13 protein-coding genes and 1 tRNA gene are annotated in these 16,355 nt (G+C 63.5%); 3 read left to right on the top strand and 11 right to left on the bottom strand.

Annotated features, from left to right (window positions below; all coding sequences use genetic code 11):
* Positions 1 to 26: 26 nt before the first annotated feature.
* The 8 genes from purC to infA all read right to left on the bottom strand — a co-directional run bounded on the left by purC (position 27) and on the right by infA (position 5,212).
* Positions 27 to 833: a phosphoribosylaminoimidazolesuccinocarboxamide synthase gene (gene purC / locus J7347_RS06395; protein WP_067682038.1), complete on the bottom strand. Its 807-nt coding sequence runs from the start codon at positions 831 to 833 to the stop codon at positions 27 to 29.
* A 103-nt stretch (positions 834 to 936) separates the two neighbouring features.
* Positions 937 to 2,253: a sodium:proton antiporter gene (locus J7347_RS06390; protein WP_209161375.1), complete on the bottom strand. Its 1,317-nt coding sequence runs from the start codon at positions 2,251 to 2,253 to the stop codon at positions 937 to 939.
* Between the two features lie 42 nt (positions 2,254 to 2,295).
* Positions 2,296 to 2,898, bottom strand: a complete 603-nt coding sequence (gene wrbA / locus J7347_RS06385; protein ID WP_209161374.1) for an NAD(P)H:quinone oxidoreductase — start codon at positions 2,896 to 2,898, stop codon at positions 2,296 to 2,298.
* Positions 2,899 to 3,037: 139 nt separating this feature from the next.
* Positions 3,038 to 3,113: transfer RNA gene (locus J7347_RS06380), tRNA-Phe, on the bottom strand.
* 101 nt (positions 3,114 to 3,214) lie between these two features.
* A complete protein-coding gene (gene yacG / locus J7347_RS06375; protein ID WP_067682029.1) occupies positions 3,215 to 3,403 on the bottom strand; it encodes a DNA gyrase inhibitor YacG in 189 nt (62 codons plus the stop codon).
* Positions 3,396 to 4,373 (bottom strand): ribonuclease, encoded by a 978-nt coding sequence (locus J7347_RS06370; protein WP_209161373.1) that lies wholly within the window; start codon positions 4,371 to 4,373, stop codon positions 3,396 to 3,398. Before J7347_RS06370 ends, yacG begins: the two co-directional genes overlap by 8 nt.
* Complete coding sequence (locus tag J7347_RS06365) at positions 4,366 to 4,941, bottom strand: nucleoside triphosphate pyrophosphatase (RefSeq protein ID WP_209161372.1); 576 nt, start codon at positions 4,939 to 4,941, stop codon at positions 4,366 to 4,368. The genes J7347_RS06370 and J7347_RS06365 overlap by 8 nt, the downstream gene beginning before the upstream one ends.
* Positions 4,942 to 4,966: 25 nt before the next feature.
* Positions 4,967 to 5,212: a translation initiation factor IF-1 gene (gene infA / locus J7347_RS06360; protein WP_007163491.1), complete on the bottom strand. Its 246-nt coding sequence runs from the start codon at positions 5,210 to 5,212 to the stop codon at positions 4,967 to 4,969.
* A gap of 254 nt (positions 5,213 to 5,466) precedes the next feature.
* On the opposite strand from infA, the gene J7347_RS06355 reads away from it, so the two are divergent.
* On the top strand, positions 5,467 to 8,268 hold the full coding sequence (locus tag J7347_RS06355; RefSeq protein WP_209161371.1) for a TonB-dependent receptor: 2,802 nt from the start codon (positions 5,467 to 5,469) through the stop codon (positions 8,266 to 8,268).
* A gap of 5 nt (positions 8,269 to 8,273) precedes the next feature.
* Here J7347_RS06355 and J7347_RS06350 read toward each other — a convergent pair whose 3' ends face one another.
* Complete coding sequence (locus J7347_RS06350) at positions 8,274 to 9,449, bottom strand: NAD(P)/FAD-dependent oxidoreductase (RefSeq protein ID WP_067682140.1); 1,176 nt, start codon at positions 9,447 to 9,449, stop codon at positions 8,274 to 8,276.
* Positions 9,449 to 10,744 carry an APC family permease gene (locus J7347_RS06345; RefSeq protein WP_209161370.1) on the bottom strand — a complete coding sequence of 432 codons (1,296 nt, stop codon included), beginning with the start codon at positions 10,742 to 10,744 and terminating at the stop codon, positions 9,449 to 9,451. Before J7347_RS06345 ends, J7347_RS06350 begins: the two co-directional genes overlap by 1 nt.
* A gap of 95 nt (positions 10,745 to 10,839) precedes the next feature.
* Here J7347_RS06345 and uvrC point away from each other — a divergent pair, with 95 nt between their 5' ends.
* Positions 10,840 to 12,798 carry an excinuclease ABC subunit UvrC gene (gene uvrC, locus J7347_RS06340; protein WP_209161369.1) on the top strand — a complete coding sequence of 653 codons (1,959 nt, stop codon included), beginning with the start codon at positions 10,840 to 10,842 and terminating at the stop codon, positions 12,796 to 12,798.
* Between the two features lie 101 nt (positions 12,799 to 12,899).
* Entirely contained in the window at positions 12,900 to 15,215 is a 2,316-nt protein-coding gene (locus J7347_RS06335; RefSeq protein ID WP_209161368.1) for an EAL domain-containing protein, read from the top strand.
* Between the two features lie 188 nt (positions 15,216 to 15,403).
* On the opposite strand, the gene J7347_RS06330 is transcribed toward J7347_RS06335, so the two are convergent.
* Positions 15,404 to 16,333 carry an acyl-CoA thioesterase domain-containing protein gene (locus J7347_RS06330; protein WP_209161367.1) on the bottom strand — a complete coding sequence of 310 codons (930 nt, stop codon included), beginning with the start codon at positions 16,331 to 16,333 and terminating at the stop codon, positions 15,404 to 15,406.
* Between the last annotated feature and the right edge of the window lie 22 nt (positions 16,334 to 16,355).

Raw genomic sequence — 16,355 nt, 5'->3', positions numbered from 1 at the left:
CCGTATCCCGCCGATCTGTCGAAGGGTCAGCCCTTTTTCTTGGGCTTCCCGCTCCGCAGGCGGCCGCGATGGGCGGAAAGGTCGAACACTTCGCCCGGGCCGCTATCCTCTTCCTTCAACAGGCCGAGGCGGCGTGCGACCTCGCGATAGGCCTCTTCCTCGCCGCCCAGATCGCGGCGGAAGCGGTCCTTGTCGAGCTTTTCGCCGGTGTTGATGTCCCACAACCGGCAGCCATCGGGCGAAATCTCGTCGGCCAGGATGATCCGGCTGTAATCCTGATCCCACAAGCGTCCGAATTCGAGCTTGAAATCGACCAGCCGGATATCGATCGCGGCGAACATGCCGCACAGGAAATCGTTGATGCGGATCGCCATGCTGGAGATGTCCTGCATCTCCTCGTTCGAGGCCCAGTTGAAGCAGGCGATATGCTCTTCCGCGATCAGGGGATCGCCCAGCGCATCGTCCTTGAAATAATATTCGATCAGCGTGTGGGGCAGGGGTTCGCCCTCTTCCAGGCCCAGCCGCTTGCAGATCGATCCGGCGGCCACGTTCCTGACCACGACTTCGATCGGCACGATCTCGACCTGGCGCACCAATTGTTCGCGCATGTTGAGGCGGCGGATGAAATGGGTGGGCACGCCGATATGGGACAGGCGCGTGAAGACGTATTCGCTCACCCGGTTGTTGATCACGCCCTTGCCGTTGATCGTGCCCTTCTTTTCGGCGTTGAAGGCGGTGGCGTCATCCTTGAAATACTGGATGATCGTGCCAGGCTCTGGCCCTTCGTAGAGGATCTTTGCCTTGCCTTCGTAGATCTGGCGGCGACGTGCCATATTGGGAAACCCCCGGAAGCCGAATAGAAGACGCCCCGGCGCGGTGGAATCGCGTGCCGGGGCAAGAGCGGGTTGCCTTACATCAGCCGGCAGGTGGAGGCAATCAATGCCCGCGCACAGTTGGGCTTCCGTCGGTCTCTTCCACCGCTTCGGCGCGCTGGCCCTTGAGATGGTCGATCAACCTGCCGAGCGTCGCGCGCTGGACGAGCACGCTGAAGAGCACCGCGCCGAAGGTGGCGGCAAGGACGAGATCGCGCACCGGCCCGGCGGGCAGCGACAGGGCGAGCGCGATCGAGATGCCGCCGCGCAAGCCGCCCCACCACAGCACGCGCGCGGCGCCCTGTTGCTGGAGGCGAGCGGCGGGGATGAGCTTGGTCGAGCTGGCGACCGCCACGGCCCGTGCCGCCAGCGTCAGGGGAATGGCGACGATCGCCATGATGACTTCGTCGACGCCCGGCACCAGCGCGATCAGTTCCAGCCCGATGAGCAGGAACAGGACGGAGTTGAGGAGCTCGTCCACCAGCTCCCAGAACTTGATGACGTAATCGCGGGTCACGTCGCTCATCGCGTAAGTGACGCCGTGATTGCCGATCAGCAGCCCCGCGACGGCCATGGCCAGAGGGCCCGAGATATGGAGCGCGCTGCACAGGGCATAGCCGCCCATCACCACGGCGAGCGTAATCAGCACTTCGATCGCGTATTCGTCCATCCCTGCGAGTGCACGATAGCCGACATAGCCTGCCGCGAGCCCGACCAGAACGCCGCCGCCCGCCTCGATCACGAACAGACGCGCGCCTTCCGAAAGGGAGAAGTCCGCGCCCGTAACCGCCGCGCCGAGCAGAATGGTGAAGACGACGATGCCGACGCCGTCGTTGAACAGGCTCTCGCCCGCCACCGCGCTCTGGAGCGAGAGGGGGACGTTTTCTTCCTTCAGCACGCCGAGGACGGAAACCGGATCGGTCGGTGCGATCAGCGCGCCGAAGACGAAACACCAGATCGGCGCGATCGACAGGCCGAGTAGGAGGCCGACGCCCCATACGGCAAGGCCGACCAGCACGGTCGATACGATCACGCCGACAGTGGAGAGCAGCAGCACCGGCAGCCAGGCGCTGCGTAAGCGTTCGAGATCGACATGCAATGCGCCTGCAAACAGCAGGAAGCTGAGCATGCCCTGCAAAAGCGTATCGGTGAAATTCAACTGCTGGAGCAGGCGGGCCACCGTGTCGTCCAGCGTGATGCCGGGGATGACGGTGTTCGCCACCATCAGCCCGATTGCGCCCAGCGCGCCCATCACTGTCAGGCCGATGACGTGCGGCAGCTTCAGAAAGTGATGATTGAACCAGCCCAGCAGGGCCGAGGCGACCACCAGGATCGCCGCCATGTCGAAGGCGGAAAGCGATGCGGAGGCAGTCTCATGCATGCGATCCGCCTAACGAGCGATGGCGGCGAAGGGTAATCCTTTTTACGCGCCCAGCTTGGCGGCCGTCTGCGCCACGCGCTTGCCGAGATAGTGGGCACCGGCAAGATCGGTCTCGGAAGGCTGGCGCGATCCGTCGCCCCCGGCGATGGTGGTGGCGCCATAGGGCGCGCCGCCCTTTACCTCGTCCGTGCCCATCTGATCTTGGAAGCCGTAGTCGAGACCCACAACAGTCATGCCCATGTGGAGCAGATTGTTGAGGATCGACCACAAAGTCGTCTCCTGCCCGCCATGCTGGCTGGCGGTGGAGGTGAAGGCGGCCCCGACCTTGCCGATCAACGCGCCCTTTTGCCACAGGCCACCGGTCTGGTCCCAGAACGCGGCCATCTGGCTGGTCATCCGGCCATAGCGCGTGGGCGAACCGACGACGATGCCGTCATACTCGGTCAGCTCGTCCGGACCGCCGATGCAGGTATGGCCTTCCATCTGCTGGAAGCCGGCGCTTTCCACCACCTCCTGCGGCGCGGTTTCGGCGACGTGGCGGATAACCGCCTCCGCACCGCCTTCGCGAATGCCTTCGGCCACCGCCTCCGCCATTTTCGCTGTGTGGCCGTAGGAGGAATAATAGAGCACCAGAATCTTGGTCATGGATCGGTCGTCCTGTCTGTTGGAGAAGGGAGGTTCGTCCGATCAACCAATCAGCGGCCGCCTTGGTTTCCGCAAAGCTGCAAGGTTCGTTCATCGCCAAAGCGATGCCGAAATGCGGGGGGCGACCTCATTGGGAAAATGGTGCCTCGGGGCGGATTCGAACCACCGACACCACGATTTTCAATCGTGTGCTCTACCAACTGAGCTACCGAGGCTTGCACTCTTGCGGCGGCCCTCGAAAGGAACCGGCGAGCGGTTGGAGCGCCGCCCTATGGCGAAGCCACGAGAGCTTGGCAAGGGGTTTTCGGCGCGCGATTCAGTCGTCTTGCCCGCCGGTCACCTCGGCGGCGATTTCTTCCGGCAGGGCAGGGCGCCCCGGCACGGCATAGCCATCGCCGAACCAGCGTGCCAGATCGCGGTCGCGGCAGCGTTCGGAGCAGAAGGGCGCGTGTTCGGACGTCCTGGGCTTGCGGCAGATGGGGCAGGGTTTGGCGGCGTTAGTCATGCGGTACGATCTGGGCGGCGGCAGCCTCGAGCGCAAGTGCGGGTTCGATCGCCAACCGTGTCGGTCGCCCGGTGCGGCGCTCCAGTTCGGCCAGCCATTCCGGGCGCAGCTTCGCCTTCAAGGCCGGATGGACCGTCAGCAGCGTGACGCCCGGCCCTTCGACCCGCTCGGCGCGGCGCAATGCCAGACGCGCCGCTGCGCCCGTCCGCCCGCGCTGGATGCGTTGTAGCAGCGACGGGCGGGCAAAACGCGCGACCAATTGGACGAAACCGAACCCGTTCATCGCGGTGCGCTCGTGCGGCCAGCCGGAAAGGGCTTGATCGAGCGCATCGTCCACGGCCTTGCGATCGGCTTTCGCGGCAAGCGTCGGGAAATCGACCCCGATCGATCCTCCAATGTCGAAGCGTCTTAACACGGTGGCGATGGCCGGAACCGCTGCCAGCGCCAGAGAGCGCGGATCGCCCGCGCCATCGACGTCGATCAGCGTCATGGCGCTGGTATCGAAGAAAGCGAGCTCGCCGCCGTCGAATGCGGTCGCGCCCTGCCAGGCTTCGAGCCAAAGATCCTCCCACGCGCTCCCATCGAAGCGGCGCACGGGTCGGGCTTCGAAACCTTCGCCGCGCAATTGCTCGACCAGCCCGGGGGCGGGGCGGGGCGGGGATGCGCTGGGGCGCGCATGGGCGAGCTTGGTCCGGTCGCGCTCTCGCAGCGCTTCACGGGTTATTTCGACACGGATCGGCGCGCCTTCCTGTGCGGCGCGTGGCAAGCGATCGACCAGCGCGTCTTCGCCGCTCGAAAAGCGCACCGTTCCCCGTCTGCTGCCCTGATGGTGCGAAGCGAGCACGGCATCCTCGACTTGGCCAGCCGCCAGCCGACCCGGCCACACCAGCCGCGCCGCAACGATCTCGCCCTTGTCGATAAGAACCGCGCGTTCTTCGCCGAATCCCTCTTCGACCAGCCACTCAGCCAAGCCGGAATCCCGCCGATCTGAGAAGGGCGCGCGTTTCGTAAAGCGGCAGGCCGACGACGCCCGAATGGCTGCCCTGCAACCACGAGACGAGCCCTTCCGCCGCGCCCTGAATGGCGTAACCCCCGGCTTTCCCGTCCCATTCTCCGCTTGCGAGATAGGCGGCAATCTCCTCTTCGGAGAGGCGCTTGAACTTGACCGCCGTCTCGCTCAACCGTTCGCGGATCGTGCCGTCCGGGGCGCGCAGCGCGATGGCGGAAAGGACCGTGTGGCGCCGACCGGAAAGCAGCTCGAGGCAGCGCCGCGCGGTTGCCTCGTCTTCGGCCTTGGGAAGGATGCGGCGCCCGGCGGCGACCACCGTGTCGCCTGCAAGGACATGGGCGTCTTCGCTCGCAGCGGCCTCGGCCTTTTCGCGCGCCATGCGTTTGGCATAGTCGCGCGGAAGCTCCGCCTTGGCAGGCGTTTCGTCGATATCGGCGGGAGCGATCGCATCCGGCGTCACGCCCAGCCGCGCGAGCAATTCGCGGCGGCGCGGGCTGGCGGAAGCGAGAATCAGGCGCGGCGCGCTCATCGAACGAGCCTCCGACTGTGTCGACTTATTGCGGGCCCGGACCGCCACGGCCCGGCATGAAGCGATAAGTGATGCGCGCCTTGGTGAGGTCGTACGGCGTCAATTCGCACAGCACTTCGTCACCCACCAGCACGCGAATGCGGTTCTTGCGCATCTTGCCCGCGGTGTGGCCCAACACTTCGTGACCGTTTTCGAGCTCTACCCGGAACATCGCGTTCGGGAGCAACTCCACAACCCGGCCGCGCATTTCGAGGAGTTCTTCTTTGGCCATGTGTATCCTTGTCTCGGGAAATATCTCGGGCAAAGCCGATGGGTTCGTAAGCGCCGCGCTCGCTTGCCCGGCTGGGCGCGCGCTTTAGCCGCGCGCGGCATAAAAGGGAAGAGGGTCGGCGCAAGTCCGACCAAGTGCCGATATGGTTCGACCGGCGTCGAGTGCAAGCTGTTTTCGTTATGGCCGGTTCACGCCGCATGCTGCAACAGGCTTGGGCGCCGGGGGGCGGACAAATTTTTTCGAAAGCTCGTTCATTGCACTTCACGACACATGGTTCGATCCTGGCTCTGGTTGCCGCGTCGCTCGCAGCCGCCGCGCCGCAGCCCGTGATGGCGCATGAGACGGCTCCGTCCCAGGACGAGGAACCTGCCGGGGCGCAGGATGATCCGCAGGCCGAACCGGTGGTTGACGCGGCCAACACCATCGTCGTCACCGGCACCCGGCTGCGCGGACAGCTCGACGTCGATCAGCCACCGATCGCCGAATTCAGCGAGGAAGATATCGCCGCTTTCGGGGCGGGCTCCATCGCCGACGTGCTGGAAGCGATCGCGCCTGCGACCGAGAGCGGCGCGCGCGGCGGGCGCGGAGGCGGGCGACCGGTATTCCTCATCAACGGTATCCGGGTTTCGAGCTTTCGCGAGTTTTCGAACTATCCCCCCGAAGCGATCCAGAAAGTCGAGGTGTTCCCCGAGGAAGTGGCCCAGCGCTTTGGCTATTCTGCGGATCAGCGCGTCGTGAACATTATCCTCAAGCCCAATTTCAAGTCCGTGACGGCGGAGGTCGAATACGCCCAGCCGACACGCGGCGGGTTCTCCCGCAACGAGCAGGAAGCGACTTTTCTGCGTATCGGCGAGAAGGGGCGGCTCAATTTCAATGTCGAATTCGAAGACACCACCCTCCTGACCGAAGGCGAGCGCGGCCTGACGATCGAGGGGCGCGAGGACGAGGCCTTCTTCCGCAGTCTGATCGCCGACAGCATGAGCGCCGAGGCGACGGCGAATTACGTGCGCGCCTTCATGGACAGCGGCGCTTCGCTGAGCCTCAATGGCACCTTCAATCACAGCGAAAGCCTGAGCCTTTCAGGTCTCGTGCCCGGAACGATCGATCCTATCGAGCGCCGCAGCGATACGGACACTGCATCCTTTGGCAGTACGCTGAGCGGCGTTCTGGGCGATTGGCGATCGACCTTCACGGCGGACGCGGTGGTGGCGGACGGGCAGACTCAGATCGACCGACGCGACGGCACGGGCTTCGATGTGGCGGACAGCCGCACCTGGTCCTTCGTCAACAAGGCGACCTTCATCGGCAATCCGCTGGAACTGCCTGCGGGCGAGGTGACGACGACGCTGGATCTCGGTTTCGACTGGAGACGCATCGAGAGCAGCGACACCCGCGCCGACAGCGATCTCGAACTGACGCGCAGGCGCCTGAATGGCGGCGTGAACCTGTCGGTCCCCATTGCCGAGCGCGACGGGTTCCTGGGGGCGATCGGCGGCCTGAGCGCCAATCTGACCGCAGGGATCCAGGATCTGTCCGATTTCGGCGCACTCACCAATTGGAGCGCGGGGCTGACTTGGTCGCCAACCGACAATCTTTCGCTCACGGCGACGCGGATCGTCCGCGAAGTCGCGCCGAGCCTGACCGAGTTGGGCAGCCCCCGGATCGACGAATTCAACGTGCCGGTGTTCGATTATGCCCGCGGCGATACCGAGTTCGTGACGCTGATCACGGGCGGCAATCCGAACCTGCGCGCCGAAACCCAGAAGGACTGGAAGGTCAGCGCCAATTACGAGCTCCCCTTCTGGGAAAACACCCGCGTCAATGTCGATTACGGCATCAACCGGTCGAGCGATGTGACCTCCACGCCGGGCTTCGGTGCGGCGTTCGAGCAGGCGTTCCCGGATCGGGTGCAGCGCGATGGCGACGGCACCCTGCTGGCGATCGACCGGCGGCCGCTGACCCTGTTCGAGACGCGTAGCCGGGTTTTGTCCTTCGGGATCAACACGCGCGGCGAGATCGGCAAGGCGCCCGAGCTGCGCGAAGCGCGTGGGGGTCCGCCCGCGCGAACTGCGCCAGGCCAGTCGAGCGGCCAGTCCGGCGGCCAGGGCGGCGGGCAGGCCAGTGGTCAAGGCGGCGGCATGATGATGGATCCAGCGCGGATGGAAGCGATCCGCAAGGCGTTCTGCACCGTGCCCGAAGGCGAGATGCCGGACCTGTCGCAAATTCCGGAACCGTTCCGCGCCCGCCTCCTCGATGCGGATGGCAATCCCGACCCCGAGAAACTCGCCCAGGCCCGCTCACGTTTCTGCGAGGAGCAGGCCGAACAGACCAGCGAACGCTTCGCCGCCATGCGGACGGCGATCTGTGCCGATCCTCCCAATCTGGAAGGGCTGCCCGAACAGATGCTGGCGCGCCTCAAGAACGAGGCGGGCGAGATCCACTCTGAAAAGCTGGCCGCGCTGCGCGCCCGCATGTGTTCGGCGGAAGGGGCGCAGGCTTCGGGTGAAAGTTCTGGCCGCAGCAGTGGCGGCAGTCGCCGCCGGGGTGGCGGAATGTTCGGCGGCAATCCCGAAGATACCCGCGCGCGCTATTTCCTCAGCCTCAATCACAACATCACGCTCGAAAACGAAGTGCTGCTGTCGCAGGGCGGCCCGCTGTTCGACCAGCTCGACGGTGACGTCCTGGCGGGCGGCGCGATCCCGCGCCATACCGCGCGGCTCGAAGGCGGCATCTTCAAGCAGGGATACGGCTTGCGCCTGTCGGGCAATTACATCGGCGAAGCGCGCCTCAACGGCTCCGGCCTGCCGGGATCGAGCGACTTGTTCTATGGCGATCTGGCAACATTCGACATCCGCGTGTTCGCCGATCTCGGTCAGGTGCTGAAGAAGGAGGAGGGCTGGCTGGACGGCTTCCGCGTCTCGTTCCGCATCGACAATGTGTTCGATGCGCGCCGCCGGGTGGAGGATGAAACCGGGGTCGTGCCCGATGCCTTCCAGCCGTTCCGCATCGATCCGACCGGTCGCTATATCGGGGTGGACCTGCGCAAGGCGTTCTGACCGGCCTAGATCGCCTCGCCTGCGGCCTTCCCGCTCGCCCAGGCCCACTGAAAATTGTAGCCACCGAGCCAGCCGGTGACATCGACCGCTTCGCCCACGGCATAAAGGCCGGAAACGCGGCGCGCTTCCATGGTCTTGGAGGAAAGCTCGCTCGTGGCGATCCCGCCAACCGTCACTTCCGCCTTGGCGTATCCCTCGCTGCCATTGGGCGTGAAGGTCCATGCCGACAGGCGTCGTTCCGCATCGGCCAGCTTTTTGTCGGGGGCGTTGCCAAGCTCGCTGGCGATGTCGATCCGCTCGGCCAGGATATCGGCGAGGCGCTGGGGAAGGCGTTCGCGCAGCACGGTCCGCAAAGTAATGCGCGGGCTCTCACGCTTCAGCGCCAACAGCCAGCCGGGCTCCCGATCAGGCAGGAAATCGACCGTCACGGTGTCGCCGGGCTTCCAATAGGAGCTGGCCTGCAGAATGGCCGGGCCGGACAGCCCGCGATGCGTGAACAGGGCCGCTTCGGGGAAACTGGCCTTGCCCGCTTTCGCCACGACCGGCGCGGAAACGCCCGAAATTTCGCGGAACAGCACTTCCTCGCCGCCCAGCGTCAGCGGGACGAGGGCGGGGCGCGGCTCCACGATCTTCAGCCCGAACTGCCGCGCCAGATCGTAAGCGAATCCCGTCGCACCCATCTTGGGGATCGAAGGGCCCCCGGTGGCGATGACCAAGGCAGGAGCGGCAATCGACCCATCATCGGTCTCGACCGTGAAGCGATCATCATCACGCGAAACCGCCGTCACGTTCTGCCCACATCGGATCGTTACACCGCCTTTCGCGCACTCTTCCAGCAGCATGTCGACGATCTGCTGCGCCGACCCGTCGCAGAACAACTGGCCGAGCGTCTTTTCATGCCACGCGATCGCGTAGCGTTCGACCAGATCGAGGAAATCGCGCGCGGTATAGCGGGCCAGCGCCGACTTGGCGAAATGCGGGTTGGCGGACAGATAGTTTGCAGGGCCCGCGCCCAGATTGGTGAAATTGCAGCGCCCGCCGCCCGAAATCAGGATTTTCTTGCCCGGTCGGTCCGCGCGTTCCAGCACTGCGACACGCCGCCCGCGCTGCCCGGCGCGGGCCGCCGCCATCAGGCCGGCAGCACCCGCACCCAGGATTATCGCATCGAAGTTCTCGGTCATCATCCGACCGGAAGGCTGGTCTTCGCGTCCTGTCGTCCCGCGACGAAGTAGAACACGGTGCCGAGGACGATCAGGCCTGCAAATACCAGCACCGTCTGCGTATCGACCTGAAGCGCGACGTAGAGGCTGACCAATATCGCCAGCAGGGCGCAGACGGCGTGCACGGGGTTTATCCGCCCCTCGCGGTGTTCGATCATCGGCAGGGCCGCTGCGCAGATCGAATACGTAACAAGCCGGATCAGCGTGCCCGCCACGGCCAGCACGGCGAACCCTTCCCACATGCCGAATGCGATCGACGCGCCGCCTGTGAACAGGATAGCGTTTGCGGGCGTACCGTATCGCTTCGATACGCCCATGAACCAGCGCGGCAGCATGCCCCGCTGCGCCATGCCGTAGAGAATGCGGGGCTGGGTGGTGGCGCCGTTGAAATTGTTCGCCCCGATGCTGAACGCTGCGGCGACGACGATGGCGAGCGATCCGACCTGTCCCATCGTTTCCAGCGCGGCCCCGGCCAGCGCGTTCTCCTCGTTGGCGACGGCAGGAGCAATCGCGAGATAGGCCCAGATCACTGCCATGTAGAGCGCGGTGACGCCCGCCACCATGGTCACGATGGCGCGCGGAATGTCCCGGCGTGGTTCGCGCATCTCGCCAGCCGGTTCCACCACCGCTTCGAACCCCATGAAGGCGTAGAAGGTCAGCAGCACGACCGTTTCCACTGCGCTGAATTCGGGCAGGGCGAAGCCGATCGCCGGATCGCCCGCGAACAGCGCGGAGACGACGAGCGCAATGAGCGGTACGACCTTGATCACCGTCATCACACCCAGCGCGCCGACTGCCCGGCTCATGCCCACCAGGTTGACTGCAGTGATGATGCCAAGGATCGTGGCGATGGCGCCCATCTCGATCACCGGATCGGCCATGGCGGGCCACAGCGCCGCCATATAGGCGACCATGACGCTGGTATTCGCCGCGGCGGTCACGATGGCGCTGGCATAGCGCGCCCAGCCGGACTGAAAGCCGACGAAGCGACCGAAGGCGGCCTCTCCGTAAAGGACCGGCCCGCCGCTGTTCTCGAACTTACCCGCCAGCCAGGCGTAACACAGCGCCAGAGGCATGAAGGCGATTCCGCCCAGCAGCATCAGCCAGGGCGCGAAGCTGCCGACACCCGCCGCCAGCACGGCGGGCAGAGCGAAAATGCCCGCGCCGATCATGCCGTTGATCGGGAACAGGGCGGTGCCCCAGAAGCCGATCGTGCGCGGTGGTGCGGAAGCATTGCTGGTGGGAAGGACGTCCATCGCCGCCGGATGGCGTGAAACAGGGTGTTAGACAAGCGCTCTCGGGCGCGCACAAGAGTTTGAGAAAAACGTACGCGCGCACTATCTCCCGCGCCATGTCGCGAACGAAAGCCGGTTCTCCCCACGATCCCCGAGGCAGCGGGCGTTTCAACGAGGAACGCGCGACCTATACCGTCGCCAGCGCTCAGCCCGATCTGGAGACAGGCGTGGGGGTCATTCGCGACACGGTGAAGACGTTGAAACCGCGCCCCGGCGTCTATCGCATGCTCGATACGCGCGGCGATGTCCTGTATGTCGGCAAGGCGCGCAGCCTGAAGGCGCGAGTGGCGAATTACGCGCAGGTCAAAGGGCTCTCGAACCGGCTCAAGCGGATGGTCAGCCAGTGCCGCGCGATGGAGATCGTGGTCACCAATTCGGAGGCCGAGGCGCTGCTCCTGGAAGCGCAGCTGATCAAGCGCTATCGCCCGCCCTTCAACGTCCTGCTGCGCGACGATAAGAGCTTCCCCTTCATCCTCCTGCGCGCCGATCACGCCTTTCCGCGCATCCAGAAGCATCGCGGCGCCCGCCGCGCGAAGGGCGATTATTACGGTCCCTTTGCCAGCGCCGGATCGGTCAACAAGACGTTGAACGCGTTGCAGAAGCTGTTTCTGCTGCGCAGTTGCACAGACAGTTTCTTTTCGAACCGCGATCGGCCCTGTCTGCTGTATCAGATCAAGCGCTGCTCCGCGCCCTGCGTAGGGCGGATCGATCAGGAGGGCTATGCCAGCCTGATGCGCGAGGCGAAGGACTTCCTCGGCGGCAAGTCGGGTGCGGTGCAGGCGAGCATCGAGAAACAGATGGCCAAAGCTGCGCAGGACCTGGATTTCGAGACGGCGGCGATCCTGCGCGATCGGTTGCGCGCGGCGACCTTCATCCAGGGCAGCCAGGCGATCAATGCCAGCGGCGTGGGCGATGCGGACGTGTTCGCACTGTCGGCCAAGGGCGGACAGATGGGGGTCCAGGCCTTCTTCATCCGGGGCGGCCAGAATTGGGGCCACCGGGCGATCTTTCCGAAGAACACCGGCGACGTGGAAGAAGCCGAAGTGCTCGCCGACGTCCTGCTCCAGTTCTACGAGGAAGTGCCGCCGCCGCGCACGATCCTCGTCGATCGGGAATTGCCCGAACAGGATCTGATCGCCGAGGCGCTGGCCGAAAAGGCGGGACACGTTGTCGCCATCTCGATCCCCCAGCGTGGCGATCGGCGCAAGCTGATGCAGCAGGCCACCCGCAATGCGGTCGAGGCGCTGGAGCGGCGGCTGGCGGAAAGCGGGACCAAGGCCAAGATCCTGCGCGAACTCGCCGAATTCCTCGAATTGGACGAAGTGCCGCAGCGCATTGAGGTCTACGACAACAGCCACATCCAGGGATCGAAGGCGGTCGGCGCGATGGTGGTCGCCTCGCCCGAAGGGTTCGAGAAGGGCCAGTATCGCAAGTTCAACATCAAGAGCGCGCAGACCAATGACGATTTCGGAATGATGCGCGAAGTGATGGGGCGCCGCTTTCGGAATCTATCCGAACACCCCGAAGGTGAGGAAGGGAAGAAGGGCAGCCACGAAACCGTCTGGCCCGATCTCGTCCTGATCGACGGCGGCAAGGGCCAGATGTCCAGCGTGCGCGATACGCTGGAAGAAATGGGGATCGAACGCGTGCCGCTGATCGCCATCGCCAAGGGGCCGCATCACGGGCGCGAGGGCCGTGAAGTCTTCCATTTTCCCGATGGGCGCGAAAAAACCTTACCGGTCAATTCACCATTGCTGTTCTATCTCCAGACCCTTCGCGACGAGGTGCATCGCTACGCCATCGGCGCTCATCGCGCCAAGCGCAGCCGGGCGATCACGGCCAGCCCGCTGGACGAGATTCCCGGTATCGGCCCGGCCCGTAAGCGTGCGCTTTTGTTGCATTTCGGCACTGCCGGGAAAGTCAGGGCCGCTGCGCTCGAAGACCTTCAGCGCGCCCCGGGAATCAGCGAGGGCGTGGCCCGGCAGATCTATGATTTTTACCATGCGGGCGGTTAGGTTTTCTAGCCTGGCAGCGGGGGAAGCCGAATAACATCCGTTATGGCTTAAACGGGTTATTTACGACGTTGGATTAGGGGCAGGGGGACTGGAAAGAACCCTTGAAAACCCGGACCCGTCCTCTCTTTGCCTCCGAAAGGCTCCAACACGCGGCCATCGCCTTGGTGCTGGTGCTGATGATGGCATCTCTGCGCTTTCTGGCACCAATCGACATGACGATCTGGTCGCTTCAGACCAAGATGTTCGAAAAGCCGGTTGCGAGCGATTTGGTGTATGTCGATCTGCAACCGCGAGGCGATACCGATCCCGAGATCGCGGCTTCGCTGAACCGACAGATCCTCGCTACCCTTCAGGCGTTCGAGCGCGCCGATGCCCAGCTTATCGCAGTCAATGTTCCACTCCGGCGGAGCAATTCCCCAGATGTCGACCGGGAGTTGCGCAATGAGCTGTCGCGAAATCGTGAACGCGTTTTTCTTACACTGAATGAAAGTCCAGAGGGGCTCCCAAGCGCAGTAGAAACGCGCAGCGATGCCTATTTCGAAAATGAAATACCGGTCCTCAGTAACTACCTTGAGGCCGATTTCATGGATTTCGTCTGGGCGGTGGAATCCTCAGTCGATCAGAATGGAGGGAGGTTACCTTCCCTCTGGACGCGATTGACCAAGTCAGGGTCCCCGTCTCGGAAGATCATCGCTCCTGATTATACGATCCGCGTGAACGATATCGCGCGCTTCGATAGCGCGCAATTGATGGCCGGAAATGCAGCGGAGTTGAAGATCCCGTCTGGCGCCAAAGTCGTAATCGGCTCGCAGCGCGATCTTCGAATTCCCGCTTTCGGCATCGCGCCTTCCGGACTGATCCATATTTTAGCCGCCGAAACGTATAATCAAAGTAGCGGCACGATCATTCACTGGCATGTTCTTGTGATTGCCATCTTCTCTTTGCTGCTCGTGAGCGTAATCAGCCGTGTTCGTGCTTTAAGGCGTAAGCAGGCCTATGGGGCCATCGTCATCATTACTTTGGTCGCTATCGTCGTGACCGGTAATGTCGGTTTTCGTGCTGAGTTCTCGGATTCCGTCGCCCTGCTAGCGATCTATGGCGGACTGAGAGCTCTTGCACGGTACAAGCGCCGCCATCTGCTGATCGAGCCGCGCAGCAATTTGCCGAATTTCGTGGCTCTGCATCGGGATCTGGGAGGCGATGCCGTCGCACCGCAACTCGCCATCATCGTGGCCAAGGTGGCACGTCTCGATTCCGTTTTCACAACTCTGAGTCCGAGCGAACAGCAACGCTATCTTCGCCAGATCGCCGATCGTCTAGCCTTCGGTCAGAGCGGTAGCACCATCTATTACGATGGCGGAAAATACTTCGCATTCGGTCTGAAGGCCGCGCAATTCGAAGACTTGGAAGCGCATCTGCGCGGGCTGCGTGCGATCGCGACGCAATCGGTCGAAGTCGGTGCAAGATTGTTCGACGTTTCCATGACCTTGGGCGTCGATCAGGATGTCGACCGAATCGTATCGAACCGCCTTAGTTCGGCGATTGCTGGAGCGGATCGGGCACGCGAAGCCTATCGACCCGTGTTCATGATCAGCGACTTTCAGTCCGATGGTGAGGATTGGGATCATTCCCTGCAGACACGTCTCGAGCAGGCGCTGTCGCACGATCGGATCGATATCGCCCTGCAGCCCCAATTCGATCTGAAGAGCGGCACTATTGTCGCCGCCGAATCCCTTGCGCGGTGGTTCGATAACGAACAGGGACAGATCCCTCCTGAGCGGTTTATCGGCCAGTGCGAGAGGGTCGGTAGATTGGATGAATTGACCGAGCGCATCCTTTCCAAGACGCTCGATGCGGTCGAAGCGATGGCCGTGAATGCGCGCGCGCCTGAAGTTTCGATCAATATCTCTGCCATTCAGCTCGCCGACGAGGCAATCGCCGATCTGATCGAGCGTCAGCTCGTCCCGCGCGCGATCGACCCCAGCGGCATCACGATCGAGCTGACCGAAACTGCCAGGATCGATAATTTCGACGTGGCAAGACGTACGATCGATCGGATCAAGCAACTCGGCCTTCGTTTCTCAATAGATGATTTCGGTATCGAGACTGCGAATCTCCAGACGATCTACGAGCTGCCTTTCGACGAAATCAAGATCGACCGGCTGTTTATCGGCGGTCTGCGGCAGTCTTCCAAGGCCCGAGCGATCACAGCCAGTCTGATCTCTCTGGCCCGCGATGCCGGTATGATCTCCGTGGCCGAGGGAATCGAGGACAATGCGACCCTCGAGCTGCTTAAGAAACTGGGTTGTGACCGCGCCCAGGGCTATTTTTTGTCCCGACCAATACCGCCGAAAGATCTGATCAAGTTACTGAAATCTAAGGGCGAAGGAGCTGATGGCCGAAGACAACTTGGTTAACGATTGACAAACAAACATGGTTAACGCATTGTTCTCCTGCAACTGCAGAAGGGGAACAACGATGTTTAGTTTCTGGGATTGGCTGTTCGGCAAAAACCGGTAGTCTTTACGAAAATTTTCAAGAAGGGCTCCCAGATGGGGGCCCTTTTTCATTGAACGCTAGACGCTTGCGGCGGTGACGTTCGCCGCTATCGCTCGCGTTTCCGCACCATTCCTTCCTGCGCGACGCTTGCCACCAGGTTTCCCTCACGGTCGAAGATTCGCCCCCGGTTGAAGCCACGATTCCCGCCGCTCCAAGGGCTGTCGGTGACGTAAAGCAGCCACTCGTCGGCCCGCGCCGGACGATGGAACCAGATCGCGTGGTCGAGACTGGCGCCTACCAATTCGCCGCGCATCCAGCTTAGCCCATGCGGAAGGACGCATGTCCCCAGTAGCGTAAAATCGCTGGCATAGGCGATCACCGCCCGGTGCAGAGCGCGGTTCTCCTCGATCGGGGGCAGAGTGCCTACGGCGCGGAACCAGCTATGGTTCAGGGGCGCGCGCGGCTCGCTGTTCATCCAATGCAGCTTGTCACTGGTCCGCATTTCGATCGGGCGCGGGCGAAGCATCAGCGCGCGCTGGCTTTCGCTCATCCGATCGCCCATCTTCTCCAGCATTTCCGCCCGCATCTCGCTATCGGGTCGCAGATCCTCGGGCGCCGGGACGTCGGGCATCGCCGCGTCCTGATGCTCGAGCCCATCCTGCGGACGCTGGAAGCTGGCCGTGAAATTGAGGATGGGTTTGGACGCACCATCGCGCTGCTGGCTGGCGATCACTCTGCGATTGGCGAAGCTGCGACCGGTGAAGTCGGCGGAAACATCGTAGCCAAGCGGACTGCCTTCGATCCCGCCTCGCAGAAAATAGGCGTGCAGCGAATGCGCTTCGAACCCGTCAGGCGCACACGCCTGCGCGGCCTGTAACGCCTGTGCGATGACCTGCCCGCCAAAGACCCGCCCCACGCCACCGGGCTGGCACGGTCCGTCGAAATGGTCCGTCTTGCCCGATCGCTCGACAGTGAGGAGACGGACGAGGCTGTCGTTCAGGGCCTGGGGCGAGGAGTCTGGGGCAGGGTCGGTCACCTCTCGCGCCTACGCGCCCCGA

This window comes from Erythrobacter sp. A6_0, from assembly GCF_017744235.1.
Taxonomy (GTDB): Bacteria; Pseudomonadota; Alphaproteobacteria; order Sphingomonadales; family Sphingomonadaceae; genus Qipengyuania.
The sequence above is the reverse complement of the archived record's forward strand: the minus strand, read 5'-3'. Positions and strand labels throughout refer to the sequence as shown.

Excerpts from the sequence above, each read along its gene's own strand:
- purC (WP_067682038.1), bottom strand. The coding sequence starts at position 833 with ATGGCACGTCGCCGCCAGATCTACGAAGGCAAGGCAAAGATCCTCTAC.
- J7347_RS06390 (WP_209161375.1), bottom strand. The coding sequence starts at position 2,253 with ATGCATGAGACTGCCTCCGCATCGCTTTCCGCCTTCGACATGGCGGCG.
- wrbA (WP_209161374.1), bottom strand. The coding sequence starts at position 2,898 with ATGACCAAGATTCTGGTGCTCTATTATTCCTCCTACGGCCACACAGCG.
- yacG (WP_067682029.1), bottom strand. The coding sequence starts at position 3,403 with ATGACTAACGCCGCCAAACCCTGCCCCATCTGCCGCAAGCCCAGGACG.
- J7347_RS06365 (WP_209161372.1), bottom strand. The coding sequence starts at position 4,941 with ATGAGCGCGCCGCGCCTGATTCTCGCTTCCGCCAGCCCGCGCCGCCGC.
- infA (WP_007163491.1), bottom strand. The coding sequence starts at position 5,212 with ATGGCCAAAGAAGAACTCCTCGAAATGCGCGGCCGGGTTGTGGAGTTG.
- J7347_RS06350 (WP_067682140.1), bottom strand. The coding sequence starts at position 9,449 with ATGACCGAGAACTTCGATGCGATAATCCTGGGTGCGGGTGCTGCCGGC.
- J7347_RS06345 (WP_209161370.1), bottom strand. The coding sequence starts at position 10,744 with ATGGACGTCCTTCCCACCAGCAATGCTTCCGCACCACCGCGCACGATC.
- uvrC (WP_209161369.1), top strand. The coding sequence starts at position 10,840 with ATGTCGCGAACGAAAGCCGGTTCTCCCCACGATCCCCGAGGCAGCGGG.